Source organism: Bifidobacterium panos (genome assembly GCF_012932445.1).
Lineage (GTDB): Bacteria > Actinomycetota > Actinomycetes > Actinomycetales > Bifidobacteriaceae > Bifidobacterium > Bifidobacterium panos.
Genome location: NZ_JAAIIJ010000024.1, coordinates 1 through 19,901, shown reverse-complemented (window position 1 = coordinate 19,901; position 19,901 = coordinate 1). Strand labels below are relative to the sequence as shown.

Below are 19,901 nucleotides of genomic sequence, written 5' to 3'. Positions count from 1 at the left end.
GCGCCGCAAGCGCGTTCCGCCAGCCGGCACCGATGCAGCGTAAGGAGCTTACATTGAAACGCATCTCGTCGTTGTTCTCCAAACTTTTCGCAGCGTGCAAACTCGTGCCCATGCTGCCCATCACCATTCTCGCCGCGCTTCCGATCGCCCTGCTATGGAACGTGCGCCCGTGGAGCCGCCCGTTCTGGTCGGTGAATCCCTCGCTCGGCCAGTGGGTCGTCATTTTTCTGGTGGCTTACACAGTTATCGATGCGCTGATTGGCATGATCGACGATATTCGCAAAGGGTATGTCGGTGTCGATGTGCTGGTGATTGTCGCGATTCTCTCCACGCTCGCCGTGCGCGAGTATTGGGCTGGCTGGGCTATTGTGCTGATGGTGTATTCCGGTGAGGCGATTGAGGAATACGCGCACGCCAAGGCGCAAAGCAATCTTACCGCGCTGATGGAGGCCGCGCCCGTCACCGCGCATGTGGTCAATCTGCCCGGAGTGGGGGCGAACGCCGCCCGCGCAGGTGCGGCCGCCAAGGAAGGTGAGTTCCGCCCCGTCACCCCCGAAGAGATTAAGCGCATCCAATCCTCCGGCTCCCATTTCGACACCGTGCCGGTCGAACAGGTGCGCATGGGCGACGTGCTGGTGGTGCTCCCCGGCGAAACCGTGCCGGTGGACGGCGAGCTGCTGTCCGACTCGGCCACGCTTGACCTGAGCAACATCAACGGCGAACCGATGCCGCGCGAAGTGTTCGCCGGCGTGCGCGTGCTCTCCGGCGCGATCAACGGCTCGACCACGCTCACCATGCGTGCCACCCAGCTCGCCCGCGACTCGCAATTCCAGCGCATTCTGGAGCTTGTCTCCTCCGCGCAAAACTCGCGCGCCACCGTGGTGCGCGTGGCGGATCTGCTGGCCGTGCCGTTCACCGTGCTTTCGTTCCTGATCGCCGGTTCCGCGTGGATTATCTCGGGTGTGCCGGCGAGGTTCGCCCAAGTGCTGGTGATCGCCACGCCCTGCCCGCTGCTGATCGCCGCGCCGGTGGCATATATCGCGGGCACGGGCCGTCTCGCCAAGGCCGGCATTCTGGTCAAGGCGCAGGAAGTGTTGGAAACGCTGGGCCGCGTGAACCATATCTTCTTCGACAAGACCGGCACGCTCACCGTCAAGAAGCCGCAGGTCGTGCGTGTGGACATGCGCGCTCAGGCGCAGGGCAATGCCGCGAACGGGCTCGATGAAGACCATATTCTGCTGCTCGCCGGCGTGCTTGAAACCTATTCGGTGCATATTCTCGCTCAGGGCATCGCGAAGGCGGGTTCCGCGGCCATCAAGCGGCTGGCCGCGCGTTACGCCGAAGCGGGCGGGCACGACCTGCCCGGCTCCGACTGGGACGGCCACGACATCGAGCACCCGGTGGTCAAGAACGTGCATGAGGATTCAGGCAAGGGCGTGGCCGGCGAAGTCAATGGCCGCAAGGTGCGCGTGGGGCGCTATGCGTTCGTCACCGAGGGCGAGCAGGTGCCGGCCCAAGCCTCCGAGGTGTTCCAGGCCGCGCTTGCCGCCGACGAAATGGCGACTTTCGTCTCCGTCGATGGCCGTCTCACCGCGCGCGTCGTGCTGAAGGACGTGCCGCGCGACAACGCCAAGGCCTCGCTCGCCCGCCTGCGCGAGTTGGGAGTGGGGCATCTGTCGATGCTCACCGGCGACAAGGCCGCCTCGGCGAACATCATCGCCAAAGAGGTCGGCATCGACGACGTGCGCGCCGAGCTGTTCCCCGAAGACAAGCTCGCCGCCGTCAAGAACGCCTCGATCGAAGCGCCGCCCGCCCAGTCGGTGTGGGACCGCGTGGTGCAACGCCTCACCGGCGAATCAGTGACCCGCTCGATCACGATGATGGTGGGCGACGGCGTCAACGACGCGCCCGTCTTGGCCGCCGCCGACATCGGCATGGCCATCACCGACGGCACCTCCACCGCCGCCTCCGAATCGGCGCAGGTCGTCATCATGAACGACGACATCGCCGGCGTGCCGCGCGCCATCTCGATTTCCCGCCGCACTAAGCGCATCATGCTGCAAGCCGTGATCGGCGGCCTCGCGCTGTCGATCATCGCCATGGTGTGCGCCGCGTTCAACCTCATCCCCGTGGTCGCCGGCGCGTTCCTCCAGGAAGCCATCGACGTCGTGAGCATCCTGTGGGCCCTCACCGCCCTCCTCAACCGCGACTAGCCAGCTGAGCAAAGTGGCTATTCGTCAAACAGATCGGCGTGGGAGCCGGTTCGTGAAGCGGTGAGAATAAGCCGCTCGTTGTCAATGGCATAGATGAGCAGCCAGTCCGGCCTGATGTGGCATTCGCGAAATCCGATGTAGTTGCCGACGAGCGCGTGGTCACGATTGCGCTCGTCGAGCGGCAAGCCCGCACGCAGCGTACCGAGCACTTTGTGCAGTTCGCGCATGTCATGGCCACGCTTCTTGATGCGTTTGAAGTCTTTCTTAAATTGCGAAGTGGCGACGATTGTCAGCGTCATGATAAGCCGTCGCCTTACTGGTCAAGGTCGTCAAACAGATCGTCGACGGAATCGTAGACTTTGGCCTGCTTCTTGCCGGAAATGATGTCGCGCGCCTCGCGCATGGCAGCCTCGGTGGTGCTGTTGTACTTGGGCTGGCGGACGTCGAAAGGCAGCCCGCCCTCCATGATCGACTTGTGCAGAAACACGTTGATGGCCTCGGTCAGCGTCATGCCGAGGCTGGAGAATATCGACTCGCTTTCGCTTTTCACTTTCGGGTCGATGCGCATATTAATTGCTGCCGTCTTGGCCATGTGTGAATCTCCCATGGTAACGCATGTGTGTATTCAATGTGTTGTATATGTTATACATAAGAATATCACCATATAACACTCGTGAAATTGACTTAACTCCCCTTTGCCGATTCGTGCGGTTGGATTATTGTGGTGATTTATGACTGAATCCAATGAACTTCGTATTGCCGTTATCGGTGCCGGCCCGGCCGGCGTGTATTCCTCCGACATCTTTCTGCGTCAGCTGAAGAAGCTGGGCGAAGAGCTGGGGCTGGGCAGCAGCGCCCGCATCGACCTGTTCGAGAAGCTCCCGGTGCCGTTCGGCCTGGTGCGTTACGGCGTGGCACCCGACCACCCGTCCATCAAGTTCATCGCCGACGCGCTGGAAAAGACGCTTGACAACCCCGACATCCACCTGTATTGCGACGTGGAGTTCGGCAAGGACGTCACGCTCGACGAACTGCTGGAACGCTACGACGCCGTGCTGTTCGCTACCGGTGCCGTCGAGGATAAGCCGCTGGATCTGCCCGGTGCCGACCTCGATGGGGTCTACGGCGCGGCCAAGTTCGTCGAATGGTACGACGGCTATCCCACCGGCGCTCGCGAATGGCCGCTCACGGCGGAAAGCGTGGCCGTCATCGGCGGCGGCAACGTGGCTATGGACGTGGCGCGCGAACTGATGCGCAACGCCGACGATCTCAAAGCCAAGACGGACATTCCCGACAACGTCTACGAAGGCATCAAGGCCAACAAGGCTAAGGAACTGCACTTGTTCATCCGCCGCGGCGTGGCGCAGGCCAAGTTCAGTGTGCAGGAGCTGCGCGAGATGGAGAAGCTGCCCGGCGTGCAGCTCGTCATCAATGAAGACGACTTCGACTTGGATGACGAGACCATCGAGGTGGCCGGCCAGGACAAGCTCACTCGTCAGATGGTCGAGGAGCTGTTCGCCATCCGCGAGATGGCCGAAGATATGGAAGACGACGGCGACACCGACTTCGAGGGCAACCCGGCGAACCGCAAATACTACGTGCACTTCAACTCCGCCCCCACCGAAGTGCTGGGCGAGGGCGGCAAGGTCACGGCGATTCGCGTCGAGCGCACCGAAACCAGCGCGGACGGCACGATGAGCCGCACCGGCGAGTTCGTCGATTACCCGGTTCAGGCCGTCTATCACGCCATCGGCTACAAGCCGGCCACCGCGCCCGGCATCGCCTATGACGACAAGCGCGCCCACCTCGCCAACGCGAACGGCGACGGCCGCATCACCACCGAGGCCGAGGGCGGCGACGTGCGCGAACGCCTGTATGCCACCGGCTGGGCCAAGCGCGGCCCGGTGGGCTTGATCGGCTCCACCAAGTCCGACGCGCTGGCCATCGTGACCAACATGCTCGAAGACCTCGCCAAGGCCGCCGAGGGTGGCCGCGTGGCCGCCGACCGCGACCCCGAGTCCATCGATCGCTTGCTGGCCGAACGCGGCGTCAAGCCCATCGACTTCGCCGGCTGGAAGAAGATCGACGCCTACGAGCGCGCCGAGGGTGCCAAGGAAGGCCGCGAACACAAGAAGGTCATCGACCCCGACCAAATGCGCCGTCTCGCCCAGGCCTAGCCCATAGCCCCATTTTTAAAAATTGCGTGAATCCGCACTTTTTAAAAATGACCATAGCGATATGAAGCCAGATTGCTCCAGTTCCATTTTTAGAAATTGCAGAAATCTGCATTTTTTAAAAATGACCATAGTGCCGTGGGCTCAGCGTGCAGCAGGACCTGTCCGCTCGTTAAATGCGAATTAATGTATCAATTTACATTTTTATGTACCAAAAAATGTAAAAATCAACATTAATTCGCATTTATCGCTGTTTGGGTGTTAACATTCGTGGCAGACAGGATGCAATAGGCAGGGGAGGTGACAGCGGATGCAACGCGAGGCAATGCGCTATCTGCGCGAATGGAAAGAGCGCAAACGCCGCAAGCCGCTGTTGCTGTATGGCGCGCGTCAGGTGGGCAAAACCCATGTGCTCAAAGAGTTCGGGCGCGAGTGCTTCGATACCGTGGCCTATTTCGATTTGGAGCGCGACGGCGCCGCCCGCGCGGTGTTTGAAGGCGAGCAGAGCGCCGATCTCAACCCGCAAATGCTCATCCGGCGGCTTGCGGCGGCCACCGCGTCAAATTCCACCATCGAACCAGGCCGCACACTGCTGGTGCTGGACGAAATCCAAGCCTCAAACCGCGCGCTGGCCAGCCTGAAATATTTCTGCGAGGAGCTGCCCCAACTGCATGTCATCGGCGCGGGCAGCCTGCTGGGCGTGGCGGTGAAGTCCAAGGTGAAGTCCAAAGGGTTCACCATGCCCGTGGGCAAAGTGCAGACCTACACCATGCACCCGATGACCTTCCCCGAGTTCCTGCAAGCCCTGGGGCAGGGCGGCTTGGTCGACGACATCCGCGATTGCTACGAAACCGGCCAGCCCTTTTACCTGCACGAGCGCATGTTGGAATTGCTGTGGACATACGCTCTGGTCGGCGGCATGCCCGAAGCCGTCAGCGTGTTCCTCGACGATCACGATTACTCCGCGGTCGCTGAAGTGCAAGACGACATTCGCGATCTGTACGTGGGCGACATGGCCAAATACGCCATGCCCGCCGAAACGGCCAGGATCCGCGATGTGTGGAACAGCGTGCCGGCTCAGCTGGCCAAGCAGAACCACAAGTTCCAATACAAGGCGGTCAAAACCGGTGGCCGCGCCGCCATATACGCCGACGCGATTTCCTGGCTGCTGTCCGCCGGGCTGATCAACCGCTGCGTGAACGTGAGCGCAGGTTCGTCCCCGCTGAAGAACCACGAGGATCTCTCGTCGTTCAAAACCTATATGGCGGATACGGGCTTGCTGGTGAGGGCCGACGGGCTGACTGCCAGCATGCTGCTTGACGACAAGATTCGCGCCACATTGGATATCGGCGGCATCGGCGAGAATCTGGTTGCTCAGATGCTGACGGCCAACGATGTTCCGTTGCGCTACTGGACCAGCGGCAGCACGGCTGAGGTTGATTTCGTCTACGAGCGCGAGGGTGTCGCCGGCGGCATCCCCATCGAGGTGAAGACATCGGAGCATGTGCGCTCGCGCAGCTTGGCTTCATACCGCGCGAAATACAGCCCCGTCGAGGCGATCCGCGTGTCGGCGAAGAATTTTGGGGTGAGTGGCGGCATTCGTTCTGTTCCGCTTTATGCGGCTTTTTGCATTTAGCCGCACCGCGCCCCGCAACGTCCCGCGCCCCGCGAACCGCCGCACACCGCCAACGCCCCCTCAAAAGTCCCAGTCGGTGTCGTCGGTCTCGACGGCCTTGCCCATCACGTAGGAGCTGCCGGACCCGGAGAAGAAATCGTGGTTCTCATCCGCGTTGGGGCTCAGCGCCGCCAGAATCGCCGGGTTCACATCGCAAATCTCCCCCGGAAACAGCGCCGCATACCCCAAATTCATCAGCGCCTTGTTGCCGTTGTAGCGCAGGAACTTCTCGACGTCCTCCACCAGCCCCACCGACTCATACAGCGACTCGGTGTATTCCACCTCGTTGTCATACAGCTCGTTGAGCAAATCGTAAGTATACGACTGCATCTCGCGCTGCTCGGCCCCGTTCGCCATCTCAAGCTGCCGCTGGTACTTGTAGCCGATGTAATACCCATGCACCGCCTCGTCGCGAATGATCAGACGAATCACATCCGCCGTGTTGGTCAGCTTCGCGTGCGAAGAGAAATACATCGGCAAATAGAAGCCGGAATAGAACAGGAACGACTCGAGCAGCGTGGAGGCCACCTTGCGTTTGAGCGGGTTGTCGCCCTCGTAATAGTCGAGCACGATCTGCGCCTTCCGCTGCAGCGGCCCGTTCTCCTCGCTCCAGGCGAAGGCCGCGTCGATCTCAGCGCTGGAGCACAGCGTCGAGAAAATCGAGGAATACGACTTGGCGTGCACCGACTCCATAAACGCGATGTTGGTGTACACCGCCTCCTCGTGCGGCGTCAGCGCGTCGGGAATGAGGCTGACGGCGCCCACGGTGCCTTGGATGGTGTCGAGCAGCGTCAGCCCGGTGAACACGCGCATGGTCAGAACGCGCTCGGCCTCGCTCATCGCCTGCCAGGAGGGGATATCGTTGGAAACGGGCACTTTCTCGGGCAGCCAGAAGTTGCCGGTGAGCCTGTCCCACACCTCCAGATCCTTGTCGTCCTCAAGGCAGTTCCAATTGATCGCGGTGACGCGGTCGATGAGTTTCAGCGGTTTGCGCGGCACGGAAATCGGTGACATATCAAGTTCCTTTCGTGATTGCTGATTTGTAGATTCATGATTCGTGATTGGTGATTGGTGATTGGCGATTCGTGTTTCGTGATTGCTGATCCGTAAATTGTCATTTCGCCCATCACCCCATCACAGCACGCAACTAACACAATCCTGCACCTCCGTGCCCGACAGCGCCTGCTGGCGAATGCGAATGTAATACAGCGTCTTGATGCCCTTGCGCCACGCGTAAATCTGCGCTTTGTTCAGGTCGCGCGTGGTCGCGGTGTCGGGAAAGAACAGCGTGAGCGACAACCCCTGATCAACGTGCTGCGTCGCCTCGGCGTAAGTGTCGACGATGGCCTGCCAGCCAATCTCGTAGGCATCCGCGTAATAGGCGAGGTTTTCGTTGGTCATATAAGGCGCGGGGTAATAGACACGCCCAGTCCGCCCCTCCTTGCGGATCTCCACTTTGGAGACGATGGGGTGAATCGAGCTGGTGGAATGGTTGATGTATGAGATCGACCCGGTGGGCGGCACGGCTTGCAAATACTGGTTATAGATCCCGTCGCGCCGGATCGCCTCGCTCAGCTCGCGCCAGTCGTCCGCGCTCGGAATCGTGACGCCATACCGCTCGAACAGCCGGCGCACACGCTCGGTGCGCGGCTCGAGCGAACGCCGCCCGTCGGTGTATTTGTCGAAATAGTTGCCCCTTCCGGCCGGCTTGGCGTAATCGGAACGCTCAAAACCCACGAACGCCGCCCCCCGCTCCGCGGCCAGCTCGTGCGAGGTGCGATAGGCGTGATAAGCCACCGTCATGAAATACATATCGGTGAAATCCAGCGCCTCCTGGCTGCCGTACATAATCCCCTCGCGCGCCAGAAACCCGTGCAGGTTCATCTGCCCAAGCCCGATGGCGTGCCCCTCCGCGTTGGCCCGCCTGATCGAGGGCACGCACTCCATGCTCGTCTGCTCGCTCACCGCCGTCAGCGCGCGAATCGCGGTCGCAACGCTGCCCGCCAGCCGCCCGCCGTCCATCGCTTTGGCAATGTTCAGCGACCCGAGGTTGCACGACACGTCGCGCCCCACATGCGCGTAAGTGAGGTCCTCGTTGTAGGCGCTCGCCTCCTGCACCTGCAGAATCTCGGAACACAGGTTGCTCATCGTCACGCGCCCGTCGATGGGGTTCGCGCGGTTGACGGTGTCCTCGAACACGATGTACGGATATCCCGACTCGAACTGCAGCTCGGCCAGCGTCATGAAGAACTCGCGCGCGCCGATGTAGCTTTTGTGAATGCGCCCGTCGGCCACCATCTCCTCGTAATGCTCGCTGATCGAAATGTCGGCGAGCGGCTTGCCGTAAACGCGCTCCACATCGTAGGGGCTGAACAGCGCCATCTGTTCGTTGCGTTTGGCCAGCTCGAATGTGATGTCGGGCACGACCACGCCCAGGGACAGCGATTTGATGCGGATCTTCTCGTCCGCGTTCTCGCGTTTGGTGTCCAGAAAACGCATGATGTCGGGGTGGTGGGCGCTTAGGTACACCGCGCCCGCGCCCTGCCTGGCCCCCAGCTGGTTCGCGTAGCTGAAGGAGTCCTCCAGCAGTTTCATCACCGGCACCACGCCGCTGCTCTGATGCTGGATGTGCTTGATCGGCGCCCCCAGCTCGCGCAGGTTGGTCAACAGCAGCGCCACGCCGCCGCCGCGCTTCGAGAGCTGCAGCGCCGCGTTGATGCCGCGTGAAATCGACTCCATATTGTCTTCCACGCGCAGCAGGAAGCAGCTGACGGCCTCGCCTCGCTGCGCCTTGCCGAGGTTCAGGAAGGTTGGGGTGGCGGGCTGGAAGCGCCCCGAGACGATCGCCTCCAGATACTCGCGGGCGGCCTGTTCGCTGCCTGCCGCCAGTTCCAGCGCCACGGCTGCGGCGCGCTGGGGGAAGTTTTCGAGGTATTGCTTGCCGTCGAAGGTTTTCAGTGCATAGGAGCGGTAGAACTTGAACGCGCCGAGGAAGGTGGGGAACTCGAAGCCGCCGGCCTCGGAACCGCCCTCAACTCCGCCCTCGGCTTCGGCATAGAAGGCGTCAAGGAACTCGGGCGAATACTGCGCGAACACCTTGCCTGCGTAATAGCCATTGTCGATGAGATACTGCAGCCGCGCCGCGGTCGAATCGAACCGCATGGTGTTGGCGGCCACGTGGCCTGTCATGAACTCGCGCTCGGCGGCCTTGTCTTTGTCGAATTGGATGCGCCCGTTGGCGTCATACAGGTTGAGCATGGCGTTCAGGGCATGGAAATCGTGCCGCGGGTCGTATGAAGTCTGCCCCGCGTCCCGCTCGGTGTCTCGCTCGGCTGTCTGCCCTGCGTCGGTCTGCCCCGCGGTCTGCTCGGCCCCCCGCCCCGCAGTCCGTTCAATTTCAATCGCCAGATTGCTGATACTGTTCATATCCGTCATGTCCGTCGTGTTCCTAAATGCTTCCTATGTCTTGCCGTGCTCCGTTCCATCGTCGGCACCATCGAGGTCGAGGGCGCTGAAGAGTTCACGCAATCCGTTGCGCACGGTGTCCCTGTCTTCGGGTGTGCCCATCAGCTCGAAGCGATAGAGCAGCGGCACGCGGCATTTGGCGGCGATGATGTCGCCGGCAATGCCGTACGCCTCCCCAAAATTCGTGTTGCCGGAGGCGATGACGCCTCGAATCCACCGCCGGTTGCGCTCGTCGTTCAGGAAGCGCTTGACCTGCACGGGCACGGCTTTGCTCACCGTGCCCCCGCCGTAAGTCGGCGCCACCAGCACGAACGGCTCGTCGATCACCAGCGGTTCGTCGGCGGATCTCAAAGGGATCCTATAGACGCTGATGCCTTCCTCGTCGAACCGGCACCCCGCAACGAACCGCGCGGTGTTGCCGGAAGCGGACGAGAAATACACCAGTGCGCTCACTGCATAACCCCCACAAGGCTGCGAATCTTGTCGGGGCGATACCCCGACCACGCCTCCTGCTCGGTGACGACGACCGGCGCCTGCGCGAAACCGGCCTGAAGCAACTGACCGAGGGCTTGCTCGTCTTGCGTGATGTCGATCACCGAATAGTCAATGCCTTGGCGTTCCAGCTGGCGCTTGGTGGCGTCGCACTGCGGGCAGTATGGCTTGGCGTACACGGTGATGTTCATCGTTTCTCTCCTGGTTGGTGTTGTGTGCTTGTTGCTATCGCCGACCCACTGGAAAAGGGTCGCGTCTGGCGATAGTAACCCTGATTGTCAGAAAACCATGCACCCAACATTTAGTGGCGTGTCGTGCCGCAAAACACTACATATTGTGTTTGCGCCGGTATTTCACCATTCGTCACCGAGGCGCCGATGGCACCCGCGCAATTTTCGTGATGTATATCACTATCCATCTCCCCTGGGGCCCACTGGACTGTTCGTCCCGTTCTTTGTCATTTCGACCGGAGGCCGTTAGGCCGGAGCGGAGAAATCTTTTGGCTGGCGTGATATCCCGGCAAAGCAAGATTTCTCCACTCGCTGCGCTCGGTCGAAATGACACACGCCCCTGGGCCCCGCTTGCGGGGGTGGTCGCGTCAACCACGTCTTTCGCCATTCCTACCGTAATCCGCCAGCCCGGAGCGTGCTAACCCCCCGTAGCGTGTTTCTACGGGGGGATTGGTTTCGGTGGTTCCCTGCTGGTTTGGAGGGGGTTTTCTGTCTCTGGAGGGGGGTAGTCTCGGATGGCATTGGAGACCAGTGTGCCCAATCAGCTGTATGTTTGCGGCCGATTCAGGCATACAAGGCCCCCTCTCTCCTACGGGGGGTATCCGTGCGAAACGTGCGGAGCCCCCCGTGTGAGGGAGGTCTGTATGAGTCGCCCTGCCGGTTGTGGGGGCGAGGAAAAGAAGGAATAGGAGTTTCTTATGATGAGACATTTGTCTCAGGATGGCTTGAAACGCCGGGGCGTGGTGCAACGTGTGTTGCTCATGCTGGTGGCGGTGGCCATGGTTGTGCCGCTGACGCTGGTGGCCGGCCGGGCCTCGGCTGCCACGAAGGTGTTGGGCGACGAGCTGATCTGCTCGTACGACGAGGGCACGCTGGAAGCGAAGATCACGCAGTACGTCCCGTCGACCACGACGGGCAAGGATATCGAGATCCCCGCGACCATCGACTATAACGGTAAGACGTACACGATTACGGAGATTGGCGACAGTGTGTTTGCCGGCCAGCAGTTGACCACGGTCTCGTTCGCCGCCGACAGCAAGATCACGAAGATCGGCGACAACGCGTTCCAGACGAACTCGTTTACGTCGATGAGCCTGCCGGACACGGTCACGACCCTGGACAGCAACGTGTTCAATAATTGCTCGCAGATGACGTCGATTGGTCTGCCGGCCGCGTTGACGACCATCGGCGCCGACGTGTTCGGCGGTTGCGGTAAGCTCGCGTCGGTGGATCTGCCGGCTACGTTGGAGACCATCGGCAACGGCGCGTTCTATGGCTGTGGCAGCTTGACGTCGGTTGATTTTTCGAATACAAAGGTCACCGTGATCCCCGCGAATGCGTTCCGTAATAGCGGCGTTCAGAACGTGACGTTGAACGACAAGACGACCACCATCGGCAGCTACGCGTTCTCCAATGCCCAGGTCACCGAGTTGAAGGTTCCCTCGACGATCCAGAGTATCGGCGACAGTGCGTTCTATGGCTACAGCGGTCCTAAGCATATAGTGATTGATCATGTGCCTGATTCGACTATCCTGAAGGGTTCTTTGAGCGCCCACAATGGTGTTGTGGAGTGGAAGGACACGGGTGTTGCCGCGGTTGACAACTCGTGTTTCTACTTCGACCAGAACACCGGCGCGATCCTCGGTCTGAAGGAGTCCGGGCATGATAATTGCGCCCATTCGGAGTATCATCAGGCGAACGCGAGTCTGGTGATCCCCGCCCAGATCGGCGGCAAGGACGTGACAAGCATCTTCGCGGGCACGTTCTGCAATGCGAATAGGCTCAATATCGTGGACCTGTCGTTCGAAGACGGCAGCAAGGTCACCACCATCGGCAATGATGCGTTCCAGTTTACGGGCTTGAAGTCGGTGTCGTTGCCTGACTCGTTGACCACCATCAACTCGGGCGCGTTCCAGAATTGTAACAGCTTGAAGTCGGTGTCGTTGCCTGACTCGTTGATCACCATCGGCAGCGCCGCGTTTGCCTACTGCGGCTCTCTTTCCGAGGTGTCGATTCCCGATTCGGTCACGAGCATCGGCATCGGCGCGTTCAACGCTGCGGCGATGAAGAAGATTGATATCCACACCAAGTTGAAGGGCAGCATTCCTGGTTCTCCGTGGGGTGCGCAGTATGCTTCGGTGGTGTGGAAGGACGAAACCGAGGATCCGCAGATTGTGACGGCCTTTGGCGCGGATGGTTCCAAGTGGTATTACAACGCGGTTTCCAAGCAGTTGATCTCCTATCTGGGTGATGCCGGCACTGGCGAGCAGGATTTGACGGTTCCTTCGGTAGTGATGTGGACCAGTGCGGACGGCACGTCCCAAACGGGCTCCCCGATCAGCATCGGTGTCAGCGCGGTGCAGAGCAAGGGCTCGTTCAAGTCGGTGACGGTTCCGGGCAGCATCACCTCGATCCAAAAGAATGCCTTCACTTATACGACGATCGGGAGCCTGTCCCTCGGGGAGGGCATCCAAGCAATCGCCGACAGCGTGTTCGTGAGTTGTGGTTTGACGGAGGTCACCTTACCGCAGTCCGTGACCAGTATTGCCGCCAGCGCGTTTACGAATAACAGTCTGACCGAGGTGACGATTCCGCAAAAGGTGGACTACCTGGCGGTTAACGCGTTCAGCAATAATCCGAATCTGTCGATGATAACTGTTGATCAGTGTCGTTTGAATGCGACCGCTGATTATCGGGAGTCTCCGAAGAATGTGAAGAATAATCTGCCGTGGGGTGCGCCGTCGACTGTCAGTGTGTTTTTTAAGGATGACCCTGCGCCGGTGATTGTGCCTGATACGGAGGCGAATAATGCCCTGGGCCAGTCGACGGATGATATGGCCAAGTTGGATACTGATTTTTCGCATGGCGTTGTGGTGGATTCCACTAATAATACGGCGACTGTGAAGGTGATTTCGAGGATGAACACGACGGGTAAGTCGACCCTCCTCGAGAGCCTGACGGTTGACAACGGTGAGGACGCGACGGGCGGCGCTACGCAGACGGACTCCGGTGCTTGGCTTCATGGTTCGAAGACCTTCACTCAGAATGGCCATGCGACGTTCGTGTCGACGTTCAAGGATTCCGAGGGCAAGACGAAGTCGCTTACGCAGTTGGTCGAGGTGACTTCGTTCCATAATGTCACGTATGATGCGAATGCTCCGAAGGGTCAGTCGGTGACTGGTCAGGCTCCGACGGATTCGACTGGTTATGTCGAGGGTTACAAGTTCAAGGCGGCGGACTCGAATGGTATGAAGGTCCTGTCTGCTGGTGTGGAGGCGTATACCTTCGAGGGTTGGAACACGAAGGCGGATGGTTCGGGCACGACTTATAAGGCTGGTGCCGATGTGCCTATGACCGCCGATAATATGACCTTGTACGCGGTGTGGAAGGTCAAGGATGCCGTGGACTTCACGCTGGATGCGAATGGTGGCATGTTCGATGCGACGGCTTCCAAGACGACGTTGAAGGTGTCGGGTACGCCCGCTTTGAGCCTGAACACGGCGACGGGTTATAAGGAGCCGACGCGTGATGGTTACGTGTTCAAGGGTTGGAGCGCGGAGAAGGCCGCGACTGAGCCTTCGACGGTGTTGCCGATTGACGAGGGCAAGACGTATTACGCGGTGTGGGCGAAGGCCACGGACATCACGGTGACGTTCGACGCGAACGGCGGCAAGCTGGCCGACGGCGCGAAGGATTCGTATACCGGCACGTATGACGCGGCTCTGGCGGCCCCGTCGGTGACGCGTACGGGTTACACGCTCGCGAAGGATAACAACTGGAACACCAGTGCCGACGGCACGGGCACGAAGTTCGCGGGCAAGTATCCCGCGAAGTCGACGACGTATCGTGCCGTGTGGACGCCGAACAGCAACACGGTGACGTTCACGAAGGGCGCTCACGGTGATCTGACGGGTACCGCGGCGTTTAAGGATGCGGTGAAGTCGGATCAGTCGTTGGCCGATGCCAAGGTCACGGCCCCGACGGTCAAGGAGGATGCCGGCTGGACGTTCACGGGTTGGATGTCCAGCGAGAACGATCTGGTGTATTCGGCCGAGGCCGTGAAGGCCTACGTGGTGTCGGGCGCGAACGGCACGGTGACGTTCGAGGCGCAGTACGTGGCGAATGAGAAGTGCACGGTGGTGTTCAACGCGAACGGCGGCCAGATCGACAACCAGGGCAAGGACGCGGTCGTGAGCATGAGCGATTCGAAGGGCAAGGCCTACGTCGTGCCGACCGTCCTGGAGCGTACCGACGGCTATTCGTTCGGTGGTTGGTCCCTGGATGGCAAGACCGCCGTGAACCCGCAGCCGAGCGGCACGTACGACACGGATGGCGTGACGGTGTACACGGCCCTGTGGAACGCGGACACCATTAGGGACATCACGTTCGACGCGACCGATAAGGGTTCGCTGGACACGGGTGTGAAGGCGTCCCTGTCGGTGAAGACCGGCGACGCGTTGAGCACGGCCGCGGAGGGTTACGTGAAGGCGAGCGCGACCGCGACGGCGGGCAACGGTTGGAAGTTCACTGGCTGGAAGGCCAATGACGGCACGAAGTACACGCCGGACCAGATCGCGAGCGTGAAGGCCAGGCCGGGCCTGAAGTTCACCGCGGAGTACGAGAAGCTGCCCGATATGACGGTCGTGTTCGACTACAACGGCGGCACCCTGGACGGCAAGTCGTCCTCGTCGCTCACGGGCACGCAGGACACCGCGTACACCCTGGACGATGTTCCGGTTCCGACGCGCAACGGCTACTCGCTCGACGGTTGGACCAAGGACGGCGAGACCGTCGTGGACCTGTCGATGAAGTACGAGAATGTGACGTACAAAGCCAAGTGGAGCGCGACGCACAACCAGATCACGTTCACCGTGAACGAGGCGGACGGCCAGCAGACCGCGGGCAAGTCCCTGTTGACGGTGGACACCGACCAGCCGATGAGCAAGGCCGCGGAAGGCTACGAAAAGCCGACGGTGAGCCCGGTCGACGGCAGGAAGTTCCTGGGTTGGCGTGCCAGCGTGAACGACGAGCCGGGCGCGTTGTATCAGCCGGAGGATATCGCCGACCTGGTTTCCGAGCCGGGCCTGAAGTTTGTGGCGGAGTTCGATGATCAGCCGACGGTGACGGCGACGTTCGACTACAACGGCGGCAAGGTCGGCGAGGAGTCGTCCTCGAGTGTGACGGACAAGCTGAACCTCACGGCGGCTGTGCCGGCCCCGACTCGCGATGGCTACAAGTTGGCCGGTTGGACGGCGACCCCGTCGTCCGCGGGCGATCTGGCCGAGGGCGCCACCGAGGTGAAGCTGCTGTCGAATGTGACGTACACGGCCAAGTGGGACGCGCAGTCCGTCGACGTGAGCTTCAACGTGGGCGACAACGGTTCGCTGACCACCGGCGCGCAGGCCAAGCTGTCGGTGCTGGCCGGTTCGAGGCTGGACAGCGCGGCTGGCTATGCGGAGCCGTTGGTGACGGCGAACTCGGGTTGGCGTTTCACGGGTTGGAAGTCCAGCGCGGACGGCCGCCTGTACCAGCCGTCCCAGATCGCCGGCCTGGCGGCCGAGCCCGGTCTGACGTTCACGGCGGAGTATGTGGAGTTGGGCAGCGTGGATGTGGTGTTCAACTACAACGGCGGTCGGAATGCGGCGGGCGAGTCGTCCGTGACGATCAGCGGCAAGGAGAACACCGCGTACAAGGACGCCGACAAGGCGAAGGCCGACGAGGAGCCGACCCGCACGGGTTACTCGTTCAAGGGTTGGGACAAGACCCCGTCGGGCAAGTATGAGTCGGTGACGTATGTTGCGCAGTGGACGGCGTTGGAGAGCACGGCGATGTTCATGGCCGGCGACCACGGCACGCTTGAGGGTACCGCGGTGTACACGGTCAAGACCGGCAGCCCGGTGGGCGGCAAGCCCGAGGCGAAACCCTCTGAGGGTTGGCGTTTCGTGGGTTGGCGGTGCAGCGAGGACAACCGGTTGTATGCGCAGGACAGCGTGGACAAGTACGTCGTGACGGGCGCGAAGGGCCAGCAGATCACCTTCACCGCCGAGTACGTGGCATTGTCGGATGTGCAGGTGCACTTCAACTACGCCGGCGGCCTTGACGCGGCCGGCGCGACGTCCGGCACGCTCAGCGGCCAGGAGGGCACCGCGTACGCGAAGGACCAGATCCCCACCCCGACGCGCACGGGCTACACGTTCGACGGTTGGAACGAGGATCCGTCGCTGAAGTACGAGTCCAAGACGTATACCGCCAAGTGGAAGGTCAACGCCAACACCGTCACCTTCGAGCAGGGCGATCACGGCACCCTCGACGGCACCGCGCAGTACACGGTGAACTCCGGCGACAAGGTGTCCGGCGAGCCGACCGCGAAGGCGGCGGACGGGTACACGTTCACGGGCTGGCTGTGCAGCGAGGACCAGAAGGTCTACGCGGCGGACGGCGTGAAGGATAAGTACGTCGTGACGGGCGCGAACCCGCAGGTCACGTTCACCGCGCAGTACGAGGAGAACAAGGGCGCCAAGGTCGTGTTCAACGCCAACGGCGGCCTGGTCAACGGCAAGTCCACCGACACCCTGACGGGCACGGCGGGCACGAAGTACGCTACGCCGGCCGACCCGTCGCGTGACGGCTACACGTTCGACGGGTGGCTGGACGCGGACGGCAAGGAGCCGACCAACACGTACGCCGAGGGCACGGCTGTGTACACGGCGCAGTGGATCGCGACGGCCAACACGGTGACGTTCGCGCAGGGCGATCACGGCACGATCCCCGAGACCGCGCCGTACCAGGTCGCCACGGACGCCAGGCTCACCGACGTGACGGCGCCCGAGGCCACCGCGGAGGCGGGTTGGTCGTTCGACGGGTGGGAGTCCGCGGAGTTCGGTTTGGTGTCCTCGGAGCAGTTGGCGGAGCTGGTCATGCCGGCCCATGCGGTCACGTTCACGGCGCATTATGTGCAGAACCCGACCGGTACGGTGATGTTCCTCGCCAACGGCGGCCTGATCGACGGCCAGGACACGGTGACCCTGTCCGGACCGCTGGGCACCGGGTACGAGGCGCCGGTGGAGCCGACGCGTGAGGGCTGGACGTTCGACGGGTGGGACACGAAGGTGTCCGGCACGTTCGACCAGGCCGTCCTGGTGGTCAGCGCGAAGTGGGCGGAGGCCAAGAACACGCTGGTGTTCGCGGAAGGCGAGCACGGCGCGCTGACGGGCACCAAGGAGTACCAGGTGGCCACCAACGCGAACCTGACCGGCGCGGGCGTCAAGGCGCCGACGGTCGAGCCCGCGACGGGTTACGAGTTCCTGGGCTGGCAGTCCGACCAGTTCGGCCTGGTCACCACCGACCAGTTGTCCACCCTGGTGATGCCGGCGGGCAACGTGACGATGACGGCGCAGTACACGCCGGTCGCCCCGGGCGTGGTGATCTTCGCCTACAACGGCGGCACCGACACGGACAATAACGCGTCCAAGGTCCTGACCGGCCCGCTGCGCACCAAGTACACCAAGCCCGCCGACCCGACCCGCACGGGCTACACGTTCGCCGGCTGGGACCGCGAGGTGTCCGGCACGTTCGACCAGGCCCTGCTGCAGATCAACGCCACCTGGAAGGCCAACACGTACAAGATCACGTACAAGCTCGACGGCGGCACCGACCCGAAGAACCCCACCACGTACACGTACGGCGTGGGCGTCACCGGCCTGAAGAACCCGACGAAGGACGGTTACACGTTCGCCGGCTGGGCCGACCAGAAAGGCAACCTCGTCAGCGGTATCGGCGCCTTCGACACGGGCGACAAGACCCTGACGGCCAAGTGGACGAAGAACGCCAGCACCGACGGGTTGAACCCCGACGGCGGCAAAGTCCCGTCCGACTGGACGGGTGCGGACGGCCAGCTGCCGATTCCGACGCGTGACGGCTATAAGTTCGATGGCTGGTTCGACGAGGACGGCAACCAGGTGACCACGCTGAAGGATGCGGTGGGCAAGAACCTGACGGCCAAGTGGACGAAGATCGACGACGCGTTCGACCCCGGCGACGGCACCCTGCCTGACGACTGGACCGGCGCCGACGGCGAGCTGCCGACCCCGACCCTGCCCGGCTACAAGTTCGACGGCTGGTACGACGAGGACGGCAACTTGGTCACGACTGTCAAGGATGCGGTGGGCAAGAACCTGCACGCGAAGTGGACGAAGATCGACGACGCGTTCAACCCCGACGGCGGCACGATCCCGTCCGACTGGACGGGCGAGGACGGCGAGCTGCCGACCCCGACGCGTGACGGCTACCGTTTCGACGGCTGGTACGACGAGGACGGCAACAAGGTCACGACGTTGAAGGATGCCGCGGGCAAGAAGCTGACGGCCCACTGGACCAAGCTGCCCGTGACGTTCGACGTGGACGGCGACGTGACCATCCCCGACGACTGGACCGGCGAGGACGGCAAGCTGCCCGTCCCGACCAAGCCCGGTTACAAGTTCGACGGCTGGGTGGACGAGGACGGCAACCCGGTGACCAACGTGGACGATGCCGCTGGCAAGAAGCTGCATCCGAAGTGGACCCCGGTTGACGAGGCGTTTAACCCGGACGGCGGCACCCTGCCCGACAACTGGACCGGCGAGGACGGCAAGCTGCCCGTTCCCACCAAGCCCGGCTATAAGTTCGACGGCTGGTACGACGAGGACGGCAACCTGATCACGAACACCGAGGACGCTGCGGGTAAGAAGCTGTACCCGAAGTGGACGAAGGTCGAGGACGGGTTCGACTCGGACGGCGGCAACATCCCCTCGGACTGGACCGGTGAGGACGGCAAGCTCCCCCTGCCGAGCAAGCCCGGTTACAAGTTCGACGGCTGGTACGACGAGGACGGCAACCTGATCACCAACGTCGAGGACGCGGTGGGCAAGAAGCTGCATGCCAAGTGGGCCAGCGTGAACGACGCGTTCGATGTTGACGGCGGCAACCTGCCTGACGGCTGGACCGGTGAGGACGGCAAGCTCCCCTTGGCGTACAAGCCCGGCTTCAAGTTCGATGGCTGGTATGACGAGCAGGGCAACCTGATCACCAGCGTCGAGGACGCCATCGGCAAGAAGCTGCACGTCAAGTGGACCAGCGTCGCTGACGCGTTCGACGCCAACGGCGGCAACATCCCCGCGGACTGGACCGGTGAGGACGGCAAGCTTCCCGTGCCGACCCGCGACGGCTACCAGTTCGAGGGCTGGTACGACGACGAGGGCAACCTCATCACCAACCTCGAGGACGCCATCGGCAAGAAGCTGCACGCCCGCTGGAGCAAGGTCAACGCCTTGGCCTCCACCGGCGCCACCAGCTTCGCCGCGGGCCTGACGGCCCTGGCCCTGGCCGCCACCGGCTTCGCCGCCAGCGGCGCGCGCCGCAAGCGCTCCCACTGACCGGCCCGGGCAACGGCCCGATCCCCGAGCTGGGCTAACGCCCAGCTCCCCGGGCCGGACTTAACCCCGGCCCACCGGCCGAACCGGTCTAACCGACCGGTTCCGCCCACCGGCTGGCCCGGGCTCAACCGCCCGGCCAACCGGCCCGGATCGGGCCTAACCCCCGGCCAGTTAACGGCCCCGAAAGGCGGGGGGCCGCGAGGCTTACGCCCCCCATGCCCCCGCCCTTCTTCATATCCAAC

The 19,901-nt window shown here is 62.3% G+C and carries 10 protein-coding genes; 4 read left to right on the top strand and 6 right to left on the bottom strand.

Annotation, left to right across the window (positions count from 1 at the left end; translation table 11 throughout):
* Positions 1 to 32 precede the first annotated feature (32 nt).
* A complete protein-coding gene (locus tag G1C94_RS06385; RefSeq protein ID WP_172146653.1) occupies positions 33 to 2,213 on the top strand; it encodes a heavy metal translocating P-type ATPase in 2,181 nt (726 codons plus the stop codon).
* A gap of 17 nt (positions 2,214 to 2,230) precedes the next feature.
* On the opposite strand, the gene G1C94_RS06380 is transcribed toward G1C94_RS06385, so the two are convergent.
* Both G1C94_RS06380 and G1C94_RS06375 read right to left on the bottom strand, forming a co-directional pair.
* On the bottom strand, positions 2,231 to 2,512 hold the full coding sequence (locus G1C94_RS06380) for a type II toxin-antitoxin system YafQ family toxin (protein ID WP_172146478.1): 282 nt from the start codon (positions 2,510 to 2,512) through the stop codon (positions 2,231 to 2,233).
* 14 nt (positions 2,513 to 2,526) lie between these two features.
* Positions 2,527 to 2,805, bottom strand: coding sequence for a type II toxin-antitoxin system RelB/DinJ family antitoxin (locus G1C94_RS06375; protein WP_172146475.1), 279 nt, complete (start codon positions 2,803 to 2,805; stop codon positions 2,527 to 2,529).
* A 139-nt stretch (positions 2,806 to 2,944) separates the two neighbouring features.
* On the opposite strand from G1C94_RS06375, the gene G1C94_RS06370 reads away from it, so the two are divergent.
* Positions 2,945 to 4,390, top strand: coding sequence for an FAD-dependent oxidoreductase (locus G1C94_RS06370; protein ID WP_172146472.1), 1,446 nt, complete (start codon positions 2,945 to 2,947; stop codon positions 4,388 to 4,390).
* A 307-nt stretch (positions 4,391 to 4,697) separates the two neighbouring features.
* Positions 4,698 to 6,023, top strand: a complete 1,326-nt coding sequence (locus G1C94_RS06365) for an ATP-binding protein (RefSeq protein WP_172146469.1) — start codon at positions 4,698 to 4,700, stop codon at positions 6,021 to 6,023.
* A 60-nt stretch (positions 6,024 to 6,083) separates the two neighbouring features.
* Here G1C94_RS06365 and nrdF read toward each other — a convergent pair whose 3' ends face one another.
* The 4 genes from nrdF to G1C94_RS06345 form a co-directional block, all read right to left on the bottom strand.
* Positions 6,084 to 7,076 (bottom strand): class 1b ribonucleoside-diphosphate reductase subunit beta, encoded by a 993-nt coding sequence (gene nrdF / locus G1C94_RS06360; protein ID WP_172146466.1) that lies wholly within the window; start codon positions 7,074 to 7,076, stop codon positions 6,084 to 6,086.
* A 120-nt stretch (positions 7,077 to 7,196) separates the two neighbouring features.
* Positions 7,197 to 9,497, bottom strand: a complete 2,301-nt coding sequence (gene nrdE, locus G1C94_RS06355; protein WP_417852151.1) for a class 1b ribonucleoside-diphosphate reductase subunit alpha — start codon at positions 9,495 to 9,497, stop codon at positions 7,197 to 7,199.
* Between the two features lie 24 nt (positions 9,498 to 9,521).
* A complete protein-coding gene (gene nrdI / locus G1C94_RS06350) occupies positions 9,522 to 9,980 on the bottom strand; it encodes a class Ib ribonucleoside-diphosphate reductase assembly flavoprotein NrdI (RefSeq protein ID WP_335341218.1) in 459 nt (152 codons plus the stop codon).
* Positions 9,977 to 10,210 (bottom strand): glutaredoxin family protein, encoded by a 234-nt coding sequence (locus G1C94_RS06345; protein ID WP_172146463.1) that lies wholly within the window; start codon positions 10,208 to 10,210, stop codon positions 9,977 to 9,979. The genes nrdI and G1C94_RS06345 overlap by 4 nt, the downstream gene beginning before the upstream one ends.
* A gap of 737 nt (positions 10,211 to 10,947) precedes the next feature.
* Here G1C94_RS06345 and G1C94_RS06340 point away from each other — a divergent pair.
* On the top strand, positions 10,948 to 19,659 hold the full coding sequence (locus G1C94_RS06340) for an InlB B-repeat-containing protein (RefSeq protein WP_172146461.1): 8,712 nt from the start codon (positions 10,948 to 10,950) through the stop codon (positions 19,657 to 19,659).
* Positions 19,660 to 19,901: the final 242 nt, after the last annotated feature.

What these genes read in the sequence shown, in the direction of transcription:
- G1C94_RS06345 (WP_172146463.1), bottom strand. Translation starts at nt 10,210, where the DNA reads ATGAACATCACCGTGTACGCCAAGCCATACTGCCCGCAGTGCGACGCC.
- nrdE (WP_417852151.1), bottom strand. Translation starts at nt 9,497, where the DNA reads ATGACGGATATGAACAGTATCAGCAATCTGGCGATTGAAATTGAACGG.
- G1C94_RS06365 (WP_172146469.1), top strand. Translation starts at nt 4,698, where the DNA reads ATGCAACGCGAGGCAATGCGCTATCTGCGCGAATGGAAAGAGCGCAAA.
- G1C94_RS06370 (WP_172146472.1), top strand. Translation starts at nt 2,945, where the DNA reads ATGACTGAATCCAATGAACTTCGTATTGCCGTTATCGGTGCCGGCCCG.
- G1C94_RS06340 (WP_172146461.1), top strand. Translation starts at nt 10,948, where the DNA reads ATGATGAGACATTTGTCTCAGGATGGCTTGAAACGCCGGGGCGTGGTG.
- G1C94_RS06375 (WP_172146475.1), bottom strand. Translation starts at nt 2,805, where the DNA reads ATGGCCAAGACGGCAGCAATTAATATGCGCATCGACCCGAAAGTGAAA.
- G1C94_RS06380 (WP_172146478.1), bottom strand. Translation starts at nt 2,512, where the DNA reads ATGACGCTGACAATCGTCGCCACTTCGCAATTTAAGAAAGACTTCAAA.
- nrdF (WP_172146466.1), bottom strand. Translation starts at nt 7,076, where the DNA reads ATGTCACCGATTTCCGTGCCGCGCAAACCGCTGAAACTCATCGACCGC.
- G1C94_RS06385 (WP_172146653.1), top strand. Translation starts at nt 33, where the DNA reads ATGCAGCGTAAGGAGCTTACATTGAAACGCATCTCGTCGTTGTTCTCC.